This is a genomic window from Verrucomicrobiia bacterium (assembly GCA_035946615.1).
Taxonomy (GTDB): domain Bacteria; phylum Verrucomicrobiota; class Verrucomicrobiia; order Limisphaerales; family UBA8199; genus DASYZB01.
Genome location: DASYZB010000039.1, coordinates 1 through 16,202, shown reverse-complemented (window position 1 = coordinate 16,202; position 16,202 = coordinate 1). Strand labels below are relative to the sequence as shown.

Sequence of the window (16,202 nt, the reverse complement as noted above, 5' to 3'; positions counted from 1 at the left end):
GGACCTTTTCAAATGCGCATGACTTGCCCGGATTCTCTCGAGCCCAGGGCGGCGCGAATGAACCGCCCGCTGATCGCCGGGGCTCGCGCGCGGCTCGCCCGTGCCATGCTCGCAGACTGCCGTCTCTGCGCCCACGATTGCGGGGTCAACCGGCTCGCCGGCGAATCGGGCCGCTGCCGAGCGGGAGCTGAGACCCGGTTTTTTTCGGCTCAAATCGAGGTTGGAGATGAGCTGGAGTTGCTTCCCACCTTTGCGATAGCCCTGAGCGGCTGCGATCTGCGTTGCGATTTCTGCATCACCGGTTCATCAAGCTGGAACCCAAGGGCAGGCGCGCGGTTCGATGTGGCCGATGTGGCCGCTGGCGCCCGCCTGGCTATCGAGGAGGGCGCACTCACCATCCAATTGCTGGGCGGCGAGCCCACCATCCATCTGCCTGCCGCCCTGGCGTTGGTCGCGCAACTTCCCGTAACGGCGAAACTGGTCTGGAAAACCAACGCCCATGGGTCGTGGCAGTCGCGGCAATTGCTCGATGGGATGTTCGATGTGTGGGTGGCGGATTTTAAATTCGGCAATGATGATTGCGCGCTAAGACTCGCGCGAGTTGAACGCTATATCGAGACCGTCCAGCAGAACCTGCTCAGTACCCGCTCCGAACTCATCGTTCGCCATCTGCTCATGCCTGGCCACATCGATTGTTGCTGGAGGCCCGTAGCCGAATGGCTTGCCGCCCAGTTGCCGCGAGTCAAGGTAAGCCTTCGTGCCGGCTTCTGGCCTGCCTGGCGCTCAGCCCGTCATCCCGAACTGCGCCGAACCGTTCCCGCCGATCAGCAGGAGCGCGCTGTGTGCATTGCGCGTGATTTAAACTTGAACCTCATTCAATGAACAGGCCAAGATACAACAAACCCGGCGGCGCCTATGACCAGGCAGCGCAGGCGTCCTCGCCGGTGGGCGCCACCAGCCTTGGCGCCGAACACAGCACTTCAAGCGAACTGTTAATCCTATCGGATGGCAATATTCTGGTGCATAATCTCACGCCGGCATTGGCGGCTGTGCTGAAAAAAGTGGTTCCGAAAGATTCAAGCCTCCGGCGCCGCATCTTATGAACTTTCAGACTGAACTGGAGACGCTCATTCGGGCGCGCTACCCGATCCTTTACATCGTTTCGAGCGAAGAGATGCGCGTGCAGAACCTGGCGGTCGAGATTGCCAAAAAGCGGCAGAAAAAGGTCTTCGAATGGAGCTACAGCACCGGGATTGTCCCAGCGGGCACATCCATCCAATCCCAAAAACATCGCAACGCCGCTACGAAAGACCCCCTGGCCGCCCTCGACCAGGTTATCGAGCAGGTCGAACCGGCCCTCTTTATCTTTAAAGATTTTCACCCGTTTCTGACCAAGAACAACTTTGCTGTCGTGCGGAAGCTCAAGGAGATTGCCATCCACTTGAAGAACAGCTTCAAGACCATCATCCTGGTTTCCCCGATCATGGAGATACCGACTGAATTGGAAAAGGAGATCACGGTGCTCAACTATCCTCTCCCATCACGGGAGGATTTGAGCGATCTGCTCGACAAGATCATCGCCGATGTCAAACAGTTCAAGCAGGTCGTCATCGCCCTCGATGAGGCCGGGCGCGAGCGCCTGCTCCAGGCCGCTTTGGGCCTCACCTTGGGCGAAGCCGAAAACGTCTTTGCCAAGATCATCGTCAAAGACGAACGCCTCAGCGGGGACGATGTCAACGAGGTCTTCGCCGAAAAGCAGCAGATCATTCGCAAGAGCGGTTTGCTGGAATACTACGCAACCACCGAAGGTTTTTCGCAAATTGGCGGCCTGGCCGTCCTGAAGGATTGGTTGGGCAAACGCGCGCTGGCCTTCTCCAAAGAGGCGCGGGCCTTCGGGTTGCCCGCCCCCAAGGGCATCCTCATGCTGGGCGTGCAGGGCTGCGGCAAGAGCCTGTGCGCCAAGGCCGTCTCAACCCAATGGCAACTGCCCCTGTTGCGTTTCGATATGGGGCGCATGTTCGGCAGCCTCGTCGGGTCCTCAGAGGAAAACGTCCGCCGGGCCATTGCCGTGGCCGAATCGGTTGCTCCGGCCATTCTTTGGGTGGACGAAATTGACAAGGCCTTCGCCGGTTCCCAGGGGTCCGGCGCCACCGACGGCGGCACCACCGCCCGCGTGTTCGGCACTTTCCTGACCTGGCTTTCTGAAAAGAGCGCTCCGGTCTTTGTCGTTGCCACCGCTAACGATATCTCTCAATTGCCCCCGGAACTGCTCCGCAAAGGCCGGCTCGACGAGATTTTTTTTGTCGATCTGCCCAGCCGCCAGGAGCGCCTCGAGGTCTTCCGCATTCACCTCCAAAAACACGCGCGCGACGCCGCCCTCTTTGATCTGGATGCCTTGGCCGACGCCAGCCCTCAGTTCAGCGGCGCAGAAATCGAGGAGGCAATTAACAGCGCCCTCTACGATGCCTTCTACTCGAAGGTCGAGTTGACTACTGAACACGTCCTGGAAGCTCTGGCGCAAACTGTGCCCTTGGCCAAAACCATGGACGAGCAGATCAATCGGCTCCGCAGTTGGGCTGAGGGCCGCGCTCGTAACGCCAGCGTGGCGCGCGATGGCCAAAAGCAACCCACCGCGCGGCGGATGGAATTGTAAAGGAAGTTTGCGATTTTCGTCGGACCGGTCTGACTGGTCTGACCCCTCTGAGCGATTTAGCAATCTCCGCTTCCGGTTGATTTCCGCGCCGGGGAGGCCGAAGTTATTATATGAATATAATGGAGATAGCTTTATTTCCCAACCGGTCTAAGGCCGAGCCGATTCAACAGCGCCTGTGTCAGGCCGGGTTCGATTCAGAGGTTCACGATGACCTCAGCCTCGAGCGGCTGTGGTTCGTTTTACAACCGGAGGCAGGCGCGCGCATCGAGGTTCCCGCCGACCAATTTGAACGGGCGGAGCAGTTTCTATTGGACTGGGATGCAGCCGAGGGCGCGTTGCGCGAGGCTATCCGGTGCCCCGAGTGCGGCTCGCTCCGAGTCGATTATCCACAATTCGCGCGCAATTCTCTGATGACCACTCTGGCCATGGGTGTGGCTGCCCGCTTTGGCCTGGTCGAGAAGGATTATTATTGCGAGGACTGTCACTTTACCTGGCCCAAGGCGGGGACCCGCCCCCGGCGCGACCGTCCGCACATGTCCCCTTATTACTTCATTGAAGGAGTCGAGCAGACCCGGCTGGGGCAAAAGCCGGTGGAACAAAAGGCGGCGTAAACGTCCTCTCAAATTTCGACGAAACCATCTTCTAGGGCCATGGAGAGCCCCAAGGATTTTCCTAGTGGATGGTTGGGACTCTTACGCGATAGTGGCTTTGCAACGGAAGCGCTGAAGAACATGGCGGGGTTACAGGGGATTCATAGGTAGGGCGGCCAGCAGATGGCCGCTCTTTTTTTGTCCATTCCACGTAGGAGACGACGTAAGGAGTCTCTATCAAGATTGTCTGCTGGCCGCCTTTGGTTCACCCGGAAGTTGCTGATCAGAGACTCCTTACGTCGTCTCCTACACCCAGGAATGGCGGCTCGTTGCTTCGGCTTTTGTCATTAGCCCTGCCCTGCCCCGACTCGATTGCTTTTGGCACTCGCATAGTCCTCACCAAGCAAAAAATGCCAAGCGATTGACAATTGGCGTACAGCCGGACAATCCCAGGGGTGCCAGATTTAGCCAAGGGCAGAAGAACCGACACGCAGGCGGAGCTCTCTTTGCCGGTGCTTTGCCCGGCTGATGAAAAACAAATCGACGTTCAACGTGCATTGGTCGCGAGGCGAGCAGGTCTTGCGCGACCCGGCGCAAAACAAGGATGCCGGCTTCACTTTGGCCGAGCGGCGGCGGCTGGGAATAGAAGGCCTGCTGCCGCCAGCGGTTCTCAGTATCGAACAGCAGGTTGCCGTCGAATGGGAGCACATTAGCTCGAAGAAAGACTCGCTCGAACAGTACATCGGTTTGATTTCCCTGTTGGACCGCAATGAAACTTTGTTCTACCGGTTATTGGTCGAAAATCTAAAGCTGTTGGTCCCGATTATCTATACCCCCACGGTCGGGCTTGCATGCCAGCAGTTCAGCCACATTTATCGCCGCCCACGCGGGCTGTTCTTGTGTCCAAAGGATCGGGGCCAAATCGCTCAGCGTCTGAGAAACTTTCGGAGAGACATCCGGCTAATCGTCGTGACAGACAACGAGCGGATTCTCGGCTTGGGCGATCAAGGGGCCGGTGGGATGGCCATTCCCATCGGCAAATTGGTCCTCTACTCGGCTGGAGCGGGCATTCACCCCTCCCTTTGTCTTCCTATCAGCCTGGACGTCGGAACGGACAATTCGGCATTGTTGGAGGACCCTTATTACGTGGGATACCGCGGACGCCGCCTGCGCAGCGCCGAATACGATCTGTTTATCGAGGAGTTTGTGCAAGCGGTCAAACACGTCTTCCCGCGCGCCCTCCTCCAGTGGGAAGACTTCAAAAAGGCAAATGCCTTTAACCTCCTGGAGCGCTATGCTCAGCGGTTAGCCAGCTTCAACGACGACATCCAGGGCACAGCCGCTGTGACTCTCGCGGGCATCCTTTCGGCTGTCGGCGCTCTGGGCCACTCGTTGCGCCAACAGCGCTTCCTCATGTTCGGCTCGGGCGCTGCCGGTGTCGGAATCGGGCGGCTATTGCGGACCGCACTCCGCGCCGAAAGCCTGACCGAAGCCGAAGCTCGCCAGTGCCAAATTTTCATGGACTCCGAGGGCGTGGTCTGGGAAGGGCGCGGCGAGTTGGAGCGGCATAAGCGCGAAGCAGCCTTGCGCCCGGAGGACTTCCCTGCGCTCGGGCTTGCCCAGCCACCGCCTGTGGCATTGGAGCAAGTCATCCTGTCGTGCCGGCCTACGGTACTAATCGGCGCCACCGGCCAGCCCGGAGACTTCACCCCAGCCGTCATTCGCGCCATGGCCAAAGGCTGCGAGCGGCCCATTATCTTCCCCTTAAGCAACCCCACCAGCAAAGCCGAATGCACTCCGGCGGAGGCCTTGCTGCACTCGGACGGACGCGCGCTCATCGCCACCGGCTCCCCGTTCGAGCCAGTCACCTTCAATGGCCAAAAACACGTGATCGGCCAATGCAACAACGTCTTTGTTTTTCCAGGCGTTGGCCTCGGCGTGCTCATCAGCGAAGCCAGTCGCGTAACTGATTCCATGTTCCTGGCCGCTGCCCGGGCTCTGGCGTTTTTTTCAAACTCACGGCCATCCGGCCCCGGCTGCTTGTATCCCAGCTTGCGGGACCTGCGCGAGGTCAGCCGCCTCATCGCATTCAAAGTTGCACAAACCGCCCGGGATGAGGGGTTCGGGCGCAGCCTGAACGATGCCGCCATTCAGAGCGCCATCGATGACTTCTGCTGGGCGCCAAATTATGAGGGTGGAAAGTGCAGATCTGAAAAGGCGGCCCAGACAGGTTTTGTGGGGAATGGCTTTGCGCTCACTGCCCAAACCACGCCGGCTCTAAAATCTTAAGAATTTATGACGAAAATGAATAAAACTCTGTTGCTCCTGGCGGCGATCTGCCTGGTCGCCGGATTGGTTATCAACATCGGCCTGGTCAATACGCGCGGGTACGATGCCCTCTACATCATCTTCCCCGTGGGCGCTGTCTTCGCCGGCCTCTTCCTGATTGCCAGGATGCTGGAAAAAGAGAGCGCTCGCTTTGACGAGGACCAGGCTCGAATGGTGCGCCTGGAGAATAAGAGGCCGGAGGAGCAGAACCCTCGTGGGTAGCAGATGGGAATGAGGGGAAGCATGTGAGCGATGGGAGTAAAGTCCCGCGACGGCTTCTGCCGCCGCGCGGGGATTATCAGACGCTCCTGTCATTCCAGAAAGCCGAGGTCGTCTATGATATTACATTCCGATTTGCTCATAAATTTCTTTCGCGGGGCGATCGCACAGTTGATCAGATGATCCAATCCGCGCGATCAGGGAAAAAGAACCTGCTTGAGGGCAGCAAGGCCGGCCTTACGTCGAAAGAAACCGAGATCAAGCTTACCAATGTGGCACGCGCTAGCCTCGAGGAGTTGCTCGATGATTATCGCGATTTTTTAAGGGCGCGCGATTTGCCCAAGTGGAGCAAGGATTCCAAGCAGGCGCGTTACGTCCGAAAACTTGGCAGGAAAACCCCGCAGAAATTCGAAGACTATCGCGCATTTGTGGAAACCCGTCCGGCCGCAGTGATCGCCAACATTGCGATCTGTCTCATCCACCAGGCCAACTACCTCATCGACCACCAACTCCGCCGCCTGGAAACGGATTTTCTGCAACAAGGCGGCCTGCGCGAGCGCATGACCCACGCTCGGCTTGACACCGCAAGTCCAAATCAGATGTTCCATAATTCCCATACCTCCTATACGTCCTATTCCCTTTCTAGTACTATTTGCTGGCATGTCCGTGCAGAAAAACTGGTTAGGTTGCGCTGCCATTCTGGCACTCGCTATTGTGGCAGCCCTTCAGTTTGGCCCCAGAACCCCCAAAACCACGGCACCTCGGGCCACCACCGCCCCCGAACCTCCCATCGCAGCCTTCGGTGGTTCGCCCAGTTGCGCCGCCTGCCACAAAGAGGAGTTTGTTCTCTGGCAGAAGTCTCATCACGCATCGGCTGAGCGACGGCTCAGCTTGGCGCGTGACTCCTCTGCCTTTTCCCCAACCCGAACCATTCGGCACGGAACACAAATCTCCTCCGCCCAGCTTACCCCCCGGGGGGTCCAACTCCACACGGCTGGCATAGATGGGCGCCCCGAGGGTTTTGCCCTCGAAAGGGTAATCGGCGTCGCGCCCTTGGAACAATTCCTGGTGCCATCTGGCGGAGGACGTTTTCAAGTTACGGAACTGGCCTTTGATCCGCAGCGGCAGGACTGGTTCGATGTCTATGGCAATGAGGACCGCAAACCCGGTGAGTGGGGCCATTGGACGGGACGCGGCATGACCTGGAATTCCATGTGCGCCGCTTGTCATAACACGAGCGTGCGCAAGAACTACCTTGAACCCACCGATTCATACTCAACCACGCTCGCCGAAATGAGCGTCGGGTGCGAAAGCTGCCATGGCCCAATGGCGGCGCACAATCGCTGGCAAGCCGCCCATCCCAATCAAGCCGGCGACCCCACGCTTCGGCCAGTCCGGCGCCAGGCCATGTTCGACGTCTGCGGCTCTTGTCACGCCCGCCGGGTCGAGTTAACTGGCCAGTTCCGTCCCGGAGACAACTTTTCCGACCATTTCGCCCTGGTCCTGCCCGACGAAACGGATGTGTTCTATCCCGACGGCCAGGTCCGGGACGAGGATTTCGAGTTCACCGCATTCGAGGGCAGCCGGATGCATGCCGCTGGAATTCGCTGTATCGATTGTCATGAACCCCACTCCGCACAGGTGCGGATTCCGGGCAATAACCTGTGCATGGTCTGCCACGCTGCGCCTGCCCCGCCGGCGCCAAAAATTGATCCGGCCACCCACAGCCACCACCAGGCCGGCCAACCGGGCGATAGCTGCGCCGATTGTCACATGCCCCAGACGCTTTACATGCAGCGCCATGCCCGCCACGACCACGGTTTCACCATCCCCGACCCCCTGCTCACAAAAGAATTCGGCATTCCCAACGCCTGCAGCCGCTGCCACACCAATCAGAGCCTCCAGTGGGTCCTGCAGGCGGCCGACAAATGGTATGGCCAGCGCATGGAAAGACCTACCCGCACCCGAGCGCGGATTCTTGCCCGCGCCCGTGCCGGTGATGATAAGGCCCTGCCCGAGCTTTTGGGTCTTTTAAAGACGGAGACTAACGGCTTCTGGCGCGCGGTTTCGGCGGGCCTGCTCCGGCATTGGGCAGACGCTCCCCAAATTACCTCGGCACTGATCTCCAGTTTGCGGGACCCGGACCCCCTGGCGCGGGCACTCGGCGCACGCGCACTGGAACCGGTGGCGCCCGATAATCCGGCCATCCAGGAATCCCTCCGCAACAGTCTCGAAGACCCCATCCGCGCCGTGCGCATCGAGGCCGAGTGGGCTTTGCGGCGCACCATTGATACCAACTCAGTCCCGGGGCGGGAATTAATGACTTACCTCGCCTATAACGGCGACCAGCCGCCGGGCGCGTTTCAACTGGGCGTCTTTCATCTGGACCGAGGTGAACTCAATCCTGCGATGAGCTATTTAAGACGCGCCGTGGATTGGGATGCTCGTTCTGCTCCATTGCATGAGGCCCTGGCCACCGGGTTGAGCCTCGAACAGAAACAGGATGAGGCCGTTCAGGAATTAGAGACCGCCTGTGCCTTGGCGCCGCGCGATGCCCAATGCCGCTTCAAGCTGGGTCTCGCTTTGAACGAAGACGGTCAAATCGAGAAGGCCTGCGCGGTCCTCAAGCAGTCCGTCGAGTTGGACCCGCGCTTTGCCCGAGGCTGGTACAATCTCGGGCTGGCTTATAATAGCTGCGGCAAAACGCAAGAAGCCATCGAGAGCCTGGTAAGGGCCGAATCCATTGATGACCACTCGCCGGATATTCCCTTTGCCCGGGCCACTATCCTGGCCAGGCTCGGGCGCGCCGACCAGGCCCGCGCCGCGGCCCGCCGCGCCCTGGAAATCCAGCCTGCATATACCCAAGCCACGCAATTATTAGAGATGCTATCTCGCCCCTAAGAGGGCGTTTGAAAAATGGACGGCTCCCGTTCCTCCTCGTCCTTCGTCCTCGGTTTTCCAGTCTTGCGAGAACGAGGACGACCACGAGGACGAGAACGAATGGCGGCAATTCTATTTTCAAAACACGCCCATAAGGCATTTTTCCCGGTTGGCGATTCCAGCCTGATCGGCTATGATGGTGCGGGCAGTAATCCTCCACTAATGATTCTATGCAAATCACCAAGCAACTTGCCATTTTCCTCGATAACCGGCCCGGCACATTAGCCCGGCTGGCTGAGGAGTTGGCTAAAGCCAAAATCAACATCTATGCCATTACCACCAGCGACACCGTGGACCACAGCGTCATCCGCCTGGTGCTTAGCGATTTTCGCAAGGCACTCCACCTGTTCGAAGAACATGGGACCCTGGTTGTCGAGGACGACGTCCTGATGATTGACGGCACCAATAAACCAGGTGAACTGGCCCGAATCGCCCATAAACTTGCGGATGCCAAAGTCAACATCGAGTACTGCTACAGCGCCACACCCCCAAACGCCAAAAATGGATTGCTCATTCTCCGCGTCTCAAACCCGGCCAAGGCCTTCAAGGCGCTGAATTCCTAAGTGCGCCAACCGCTCCTTTACGAACTCAATGCCCGATGGTGGCTGGGCGAGCTTTCAAAAAAATATTCCCGCCCTGTTACGCTCGATTCGGTGCCCGAAGCCGAGGTTGCTGCGTGGCAGGACCTGGGTTTTACCCATATTTGGCTCATGGGTGTTTGGGCCACCGGCCCGCTCGCACGGAGTCGGGCCTGGTCTGAATTAAAGCTTCTCGGTCCGGAGTATGGGCCGGAAGCCGTCGGCGGCTCGCCGTATGCCATTGCGGATTACCACGTGGGGTCCGAATTGGGAGGCGACGCAGCCTTAAACACGTTCCGGCAGCAACTCAGCGCGCGCGGGCTAAAACTCGTTCTTGATTTTGTCCCCAATCACCTCGGCCTGGACCACCCTTGGGTCGTTGAGCGCCCGGAATTATTTGTGCAAAGCAAGGACCGGGCGCCCGAACATTTCCAGCAACAAACCAGGGCCGGCATGCGATGGCTGGCCCATGGCAAAGACCCGAACTTCGCCGCCTGGACCGATACCGTGCAGTTGGATTACCGCCGGCCAGAAACGCACCGGATTATGATCGAATTGCTGCAACGCATTGCCGGCTGTTGTGATGGGGTTCGCTGCGATATGGCCATGCTGTTGCTCAACGATGTCTTCAATCAAACATGGCCAAAGGTCCCAACCCTTCAAGCGGCTGTCAGTCCTGGCCCGGCGCGCTCTGGCGCAGGCGCTCTGCCCGAGTTTTGGGCTTCGGCTATTCTCGCCGTTAAAAGGCAAGCTCCGGGCTTTCTTTTTCTGGCGGAAGCTTACTGGGGCCTCGAACCGCGCCTCCAAGCCCTCGGGTTCGATTTTACCTACGATAAAGACCTCCTGGACAAAATCCTCGCCCGGGCTCCGGCGGCGGTTCAGCGGCACGTCTATGAAATGCGTCCTGGGGCCTTGGCTCAAGGCGCCCATTTCCTCGAAAACCATGACGAACCGAGAATCGCCTCCCTGCTCTCGTTTTCAGAACATCGGGCCGCAGCCTTGCTGGTCCTGGCCTTGCCCGGGATGCGCTTTCTGCACCAGGGACAACTCACCGGCGCCCGCCGCAAGGCCCCCGTGCAATTGGTTCGGAGCAGGGCTGGCCCGGATGATCCTCGGATCACCGCTCTTTACGAAAACCTTTTGCAGGTTTTGAACAGGAGCGCCGTTGGGCAGGGCAAAGGCGAACTGCTGCGGCCTCGAGCGGCTTGGCAGGATAATCCTACCGCACAGAATTTTGTCATCGTCCAATGGCAGGCCCAGCCCGATCTGTTCGACCTGGTGGTCATCAACCTCGCTACCCACCCCAGCCAATGCGTGGTGTCCTTGAATTTCCCAAACCTTTCGAGCTGTTCGTGGTCGATGCAAGATCTGCTGAGTGACGAGCAGTACGTCCGTCCCGGCTTAGAACTGCAGAACCATGGACTATTCCTGGATGTACCCGCCAATGCAGCCCAATTGTTCCAACTCCAACCCCAGCCCTAAGCCCAAACCCCCGTTTCCTGTTAGCCCCCGCTTAACTGAATGGTTTTAGGCGCGTTGGCGTCCGGAATCCCTTTGCGGTAATTGACTCCCAAGTCATCCAGACGCCGGCAATGAACAGCCAGGCGCCGCCGGAAATCGTCGTAATTGCGTTCTTGTTGCGGCGACCATCCCACCTCGGCCATGGCGCACAGGCGCGGAAAGGCCATATATTGGACATGTTTGAACGAGGGCACATACTCGGTCCACAGGTTAGCCTGGGCGCCGATAATATGGCTGCGATATTGAGCCTCCAGGTCTGCGGGAATCGGGTCGAAAGCATACACCTGGTTTAAGGGCAGAAACCCGCCAATCGCGTGCGGTTCGGTGGCGTGATTGGTGGATTGATAATGATCAAAATAACAATACGCGGTGGGAGTCATCACCACGTCATGCCCGGCGCTGGCGGCCTCGAAGGCGCCCCCGATCCAATCCATCACAGCCGCGTTCTGTGCCAGGCCCCCCTCGCGAATCTCGCTCCAGCCAATGAGCCTGCGCCCCCTGCTATTAAGGAATTTCTCGATGCGCCTCACGAAATAACTCTCCAGTTCACGCCCTGTCTTTAGCCCTTCGGCTTTCATGCGCGCCTGGCATTTCTCGCAGTTCATCCAACTCTGTTTCGGAACCTCGTCGCCACCGATGTGGATATACTTGCCCGGAAAGAGTTCCATAACCTCGCTCAGGACGTTCTCAAGAAAATTGAACGTCTCATCATTACCAGCGCAATAGACGCCCGGAAAAACTCCCCCGCTCATATCCGTGCTAAAGGGCCCGCCGGTGCAGCTCAACTCGGGGTAGGCCGCCAAAGCGGCGCTGGAATGGCCCGGCATTTCGATCTCAGGCACAATGGTAATGTGCAGGGCTTTGGCGTAGGCGACTATCTCCCGGATGTCATCCTGCGTGTAATAACCGCCGTAACGGCCATCCGGGCCGTAAGCCCTGCTCGCCTTCGGATCGAGTTTGAAACCGATGCTCTTGCGCCAGGCCCCCACCTCCGTCAGGCGCGGATACTTCTTGATTTCTATCCTCCACCCCTGGTCATCAGTCAGATGCCAATGAAAGGTGTTCAGCTTGTGCAGCGCCATCAGGTCCAGCATCTGTTTGATCTCTGATTTATTGAAGAAATGCCGGCTCACATCCAGCATGAACCCGCGCCAGGCGAAACGCGGCTGATCATGGATGGCCACTGACGGCATGCTCCATTTAATCCCTTTCGTCATCGTGCTGCTGAAGACCTCCACCGGAACCAACTGCAGCAATGTTTGCGCTCCGTAAAACACCCCTGCAGAATCACCTCCCTCAATGACCACTGACCCTGGGGAAACTGACAAATCGTAAGATTCCTCTCCGAGCCCCGCCCTTTGCGGCGCAACCCCAAGGACAATGTCCCCTTTGGTTTTGGCGTCGCTCACGACCGGCAAGGCAAAACCGGTCGAGTGACGCAGCCGCTGGGCCAGGTAATCGCCGGTATCGCGTGAGGCCGCATCAACCACGATCCGGGTTTTAGGCCTCAAGACGAATGTGCCCTTGCGCATTTCGAGCTTCTGCGGCAATGGCACCAGCGCCGGTGTCTTTGATGTTCCGGCAAAGAGTTCCACTGCTAACAATGAGGCCAGGCCGAGACCCGCCAGCCCAACAATGCTACGACTAACTTTGGATGTCATGTTTTCTGCGCCTTTTAGGGCTCTGAGGTTATCACAAATCAGGCGCGGGCAAAGTGAAAAAGGGTGCGAGACAAAATTCTTCGTGAAGTGGTGTTGTCTTAGGATAACCCAATGCTGTGTATCTAGAAACCTATTCCACCTGCGCTCGCACCGGGCGGCGGACTCTGATTAACACCCCCATTCATGGCCATTCATGGGGGTGGAGGTGAATGCTGAACGAGCCGTTAACCCCGTTTCAACGGTTTCCTTTTCTTCTTTTTTTCTGCCGCCGTCCGGTCTTCAATGGCGTCATGCGCGCAAGCCTCCTTTCCGATTCCAAAACCAACCGCCTTCAGTCGCGGCGCGAATTTCTCGGGATAACCTCAGCGGCGGCTCTCGGCCTTGTGCTGTCTGCTGATGAGGGCATTGGGGCGGCGGAGACCGGCTCGCCGGCAACGCCAAAATCGCTGGTCGGCTCGAACATTTATGTCTGGACCCAATACGCTCAGCGCGCCAAAAAACCCTTCGATGTCGAGGAGATCATCTCGGCCCTGCGCGACACGGGCTATGACTATCTCGAAGGCTTTATGGATGTGAAGAATCCGGACCAAAACGCGCATTTCGCTGGACAGCTCAAAGCCAAGGGATTGCAGCCAGTCAGCCTCTATGTCGGCGCTCGGCTGCACGAAGAAGGCAAGGCCACCGAAGTGGTCGCCAATATCCTGGCAGCGGCAAAAGTATGCCAGGAAGCCGGTTTCCAAGTAATCAGTTGCAACGCAGACCCAATTGGGCGCGAAAAAACCGACGCGGAACTCAAGACACAGGTGGCGGCCTTGAGCGAATTAGGCGCGGGCCTCAACGCGATGGGAATGAAACTGGGCGTCCATCAACACATGCCCGAGATGGCCAACCACGCGCGCGAATTCCACTATGACTTCGATCATACCAAGCCCGAAGTGGTCGGCTGGTGCTACGATGTGCATTGGGTATGGAAAGGAGGGATCATGCCGCTGGATGCCTTAAGGCAGTATGGTCAACGCGTGGTAACCTGGCACCTGCGCCAGAGCCGCAACCGGATTTGGCTCGAAGACCTCGAGCCCGGCGATGTGGATTACTCAGCCGTCGCCCAATATGCCCGGGAACATCGCCTGGCCCGGCGCTTCTCGGTCGAAATCGCGCTGGAACCTGCCACCACCATCACCCGCTCCCCAATCGAGGATCATCGCATCAGCAGAGAGTTTGTCCGGCAGGTCTTTGGAAGTTAAAACCCCCTCTCCTCGTCCTCCGATAACAGGCTCGGAATGCCACTCCACCACTCCATCACCCCGTCTCACTTTCCAGGGGATCAGGAAGTCTGAGGCTCTTACATTTTGCGTTCTCGGGATTCGGAAATGCCGGCCACGCCGGCTTCTGGTTGAGTATCAAGAAAGCCGCGGAGCTGATGCGCGCGCGTGGGGTGGCGCAATTTGCGCAGGGCCTTGGCTTCTATCTGGCGGATGCGCTCGCGCGTGACGCTGTAAAGATTGCCGATTTCCTCCAGCGTGTGACCGCAGCCATCCACCAGCCCAAAGCGCATTTCGAGTATCTTCCGCTCACGCTGGCTGAGGCTGGTCAGCACCCTGTCCAGATTCGCCTTGAGCAGGTTGTGGCTGGTGCCGTCGGCTGGGTTCTCCGCGCTCTTGTCTTCAATGAAATCACCCACGTTCACGTCCGCATCGTCTCCGACCGGGGCGTCCAGAGAGACCGGCTGGCGAGCCATTTTGAGCAAGGCGTTAATTCGCTCGATGGAAAGATGCATCTCGTCCGCCAAGTCCTCGGCCGTGGGCTCGCGGCCCAGGTCCTGGCCGAGCTGTTTCTGCACCCGCCACAGCTTGGTCATGATCTCGATCATGTGCACCGGAATGCGAATCGTGCGTGACTGGTCGGCTATCGATCGGGTCAAGGCCTGCCGAATCCACCAAACGGCATACGTGGAAAACTTGTAACCTCGCCGATACTCGAATTTCTCGACCCCTTTGAGCAGGCCCAGGTTGCCTTCCTGAATCAAATCCAGGAACGACTGACCCCGGTTGACGTACTTCTTTGCAATCGAAACCACCAGGCGCAAATTCGCCTCCGCCATCTCGCTCTTGGCCTGATGCGCCAGGCCCGCCGCCTGCTGCAACTGCTCCAGCCTCCGGCCAAACTCCTCGCGCGGACACCGGGCAAATTGTTCCAGCGCAAGGAGCCTGTCCCGTTCCTCTTGCAACGCGCCTTGGCGCCGGCTGCTCTTGGGCTCCCCTTCAAGCTCCTCAATCCGCTTCAAGCCGGCTTGGAACTTCTCCTGGACATTGCGGGCGACCCCAACCAGGTCCTCAATGACCTTCTGTTTGAAAAAGAACTTCGGAAGCGCCTCCTGGAGGTGTTTGTCCAGCCTCTGGAACTCGGCAAAAACTCTTTGCCGTTGGCTGGGTGACGCGGCATTCTGCCAGCGAACAAAGCACTCATCCACCTGTCCATCCGCCAGGCGGACTCCTTTTACTAGCTTGCCCAGGTTTTGAAGGTGGCGCTGGCGGCTGGTGACCTTCTTTTCCTCGATGATGCGGTCATAACGTTCTTTGGGCGGGTCGGCCAGCAACTTCTCGGCAATCGCGTTGTGCTCCTTGGCGGCAAAACCGAGCCGATATACCAGCCGCTTCATCTCCAATTCCGCTGTTTCGATGCGCTTGCAAACCTCTACCTCCTGCTCCCGCGTGAGCAAAGGCACTTTGCCCATCTGGTTCATATACATCCGCACCGGATCATCGAGAGCTTCGAATCCGCGCTCTTCCTCAGGTTCGGGTTCCTCGGCCTTGACCTTCTCGACCTCGGCATGGACGACAATCTCGATGCCAACGCTCCGCAGCTCCGTGTAAAGCGCCTCCAAATCATCGGGGGAAACTCCCTCCACCAGCACCTCATTGATGTCGTCGTAGGTCAAATACCCCTGCTCCCGAGCGGTATGGATCAGGCCTTTAAGCGCCTCAGACAGCCAGTTGCCATTCAAGGCTTTCCTCGCAGGCCTGGCTCCTTGGGTGGCTTCAACAGGCGCCTTCTGAGTTGTTGGCGCCTGTGCTTCTTTGCCAGCGCTGGCTTTGGCCCCAAAAATGAACGGCTTGCGCGCCGGACGCGCTTTGCTTGAGGCGGTTGGGCCTTTCCCGCTCGAGGATTTGTGCGCGCTATCATTCATGTTGCTGTTCCCGGAAACAAAAAAGGGCGCGGAACTGTCAGCTCCACGCCCTTGTGCAAAAAGGCTCTTAGTAACGCCGTCCGTAGTCGGCGCGGGCGTGGTCTCGGCCGCCGCCGCCGGAACGTTCTTCCCGGGGCTTGGCTACATTGACCGTCAGATTGCGCCCATCCAGCGTCGAGCCGTTCAAGGCCTCAATGGCTTTCTGGGCCTCTTCGGGGGTTGCCATCGTGATGAAAGCAAACCCGCGGGGCTTGCCCGTGGCGCGGTCCATCATCAGATTGGCCTCCGTCACTGTGCCGTGCGCCGCAAAGGCGTCCTGCAAGTCATTCTCCGTCGTGTTGAACGACAGGTTGCCTACAAATATCTTTGTGTTCATATGATTTTTAAATGTCCCTAGTTCTACCCTGGTTTCCAAACTGTTCCCGAACTTCGGGTTTCAAATCATCACTGAACTGGGTTCACCTGAGGATTTACCATGTCCTGGAAGCGACAAGCTATCTATTAGACCCCCCTACTATGCATCCT

General features: G+C 58.4%; 13 protein-coding genes and 1 pseudogene. 11 read left to right on the top strand and 3 right to left on the bottom strand.

Annotated features, from left to right (window positions below; translation table 11 throughout):
• The first annotated feature begins 12 nt into the window (after positions 1–12).
• The 10 genes and pseudogenes from VG146_06190 to VG146_06145 all read left to right on the top strand — a co-directional run bounded on the left by VG146_06190 (position 13) and on the right by VG146_06145 (position 10,790).
• Complete coding sequence (locus VG146_06190) at positions 13–882, top strand: radical SAM protein (GenBank protein HEV2391937.1); 870 nt, start codon at positions 13–15, stop codon at positions 880–882.
• Complete coding sequence (locus tag VG146_06185) at positions 879–1,103, top strand: hypothetical protein (GenBank protein ID HEV2391936.1); 225 nt, start codon at positions 879–881, stop codon at positions 1,101–1,103. The genes VG146_06190 and VG146_06185 overlap by 4 nt, the downstream gene beginning before the upstream one ends.
• Positions 1,100–2,653 carry an AAA family ATPase gene (locus VG146_06180; GenBank protein ID HEV2391935.1) on the top strand — a complete coding sequence of 518 codons (1,554 nt, stop codon included), beginning with the start codon at positions 1,100–1,102 and terminating at the stop codon, positions 2,651–2,653. The genes VG146_06185 and VG146_06180 overlap by 4 nt, the downstream gene beginning before the upstream one ends.
• A gap of 119 nt (positions 2,654–2,772) precedes the next feature.
• Positions 2,773–3,264: a hypothetical protein gene (locus tag VG146_06175; protein ID HEV2391934.1), complete on the top strand. Its 492-nt coding sequence runs from the start codon at positions 2,773–2,775 to the stop codon at positions 3,262–3,264.
• A gap of 507 nt (positions 3,265–3,771) precedes the next feature.
• Positions 3,772–5,532: an NAD-dependent malic enzyme gene (locus VG146_06170; GenBank protein ID HEV2391933.1), complete on the top strand. Its 1,761-nt coding sequence runs from the start codon at positions 3,772–3,774 to the stop codon at positions 5,530–5,532.
• 15 nt (positions 5,533–5,547) lie between these two features.
• Complete coding sequence (locus tag VG146_06165; GenBank protein ID HEV2391932.1) at positions 5,548–5,793, top strand: hypothetical protein; 246 nt, start codon at positions 5,548–5,550, stop codon at positions 5,791–5,793.
• Between the two features lie 23 nt (positions 5,794–5,816).
• Positions 5,817–6,371: pseudogene (locus VG146_06160) on the top strand (four helix bundle suffix domain-containing protein).
• Positions 6,372–6,450: 79 nt separating this feature from the next.
• Positions 6,451–8,691, top strand: a complete 2,241-nt coding sequence (locus VG146_06155) for an ammonia-forming cytochrome c nitrite reductase subunit c552 (protein HEV2391931.1) — start codon at positions 6,451–6,453, stop codon at positions 8,689–8,691.
• Positions 8,692–8,900: 209 nt separating this feature from the next.
• On the top strand, positions 8,901–9,293 hold the full coding sequence (locus VG146_06150) for an amino acid-binding protein (GenBank protein HEV2391930.1): 393 nt from the start codon (positions 8,901–8,903) through the stop codon (positions 9,291–9,293).
• On the top strand, positions 9,294–10,790 hold the full coding sequence (locus VG146_06145; protein HEV2391929.1) for an alpha-amylase family glycosyl hydrolase: 1,497 nt from the start codon (positions 9,294–9,296) through the stop codon (positions 10,788–10,790). It begins immediately after the preceding gene.
• Positions 10,791–10,810: 20 nt separating this feature from the next.
• On the opposite strand, the gene VG146_06140 is transcribed toward VG146_06145, so the two are convergent.
• Positions 10,811–12,490, bottom strand: coding sequence for a beta-N-acetylhexosaminidase (locus tag VG146_06140; GenBank protein HEV2391928.1), 1,680 nt, complete (start codon positions 12,488–12,490; stop codon positions 10,811–10,813).
• A 290-nt stretch (positions 12,491–12,780) separates the two neighbouring features.
• Between VG146_06140 and VG146_06135 the strand changes: the two genes are divergently transcribed.
• Entirely contained in the window at positions 12,781–13,734 is a 954-nt protein-coding gene (locus VG146_06135; GenBank protein ID HEV2391927.1) for a sugar phosphate isomerase/epimerase, read from the top strand.
• 98 nt (positions 13,735–13,832) lie between these two features.
• Here the strand turns inward: VG146_06135 and rpoD are convergent, their stop codons facing one another.
• Together rpoD and VG146_06125 are read right to left on the bottom strand one after the other, a co-directional pair.
• Entirely contained in the window at positions 13,833–15,677 is a 1,845-nt protein-coding gene (rpoD, locus tag VG146_06130) for an RNA polymerase sigma factor RpoD (GenBank protein ID HEV2391926.1), read from the bottom strand.
• Between the two features lie 67 nt (positions 15,678–15,744).
• Positions 15,745–16,053: an RNA-binding protein gene (locus VG146_06125; GenBank protein ID HEV2391925.1), complete on the bottom strand. Its 309-nt coding sequence runs from the start codon at positions 16,051–16,053 to the stop codon at positions 15,745–15,747.
• Positions 16,054–16,202 lie beyond the last annotated feature (149 nt).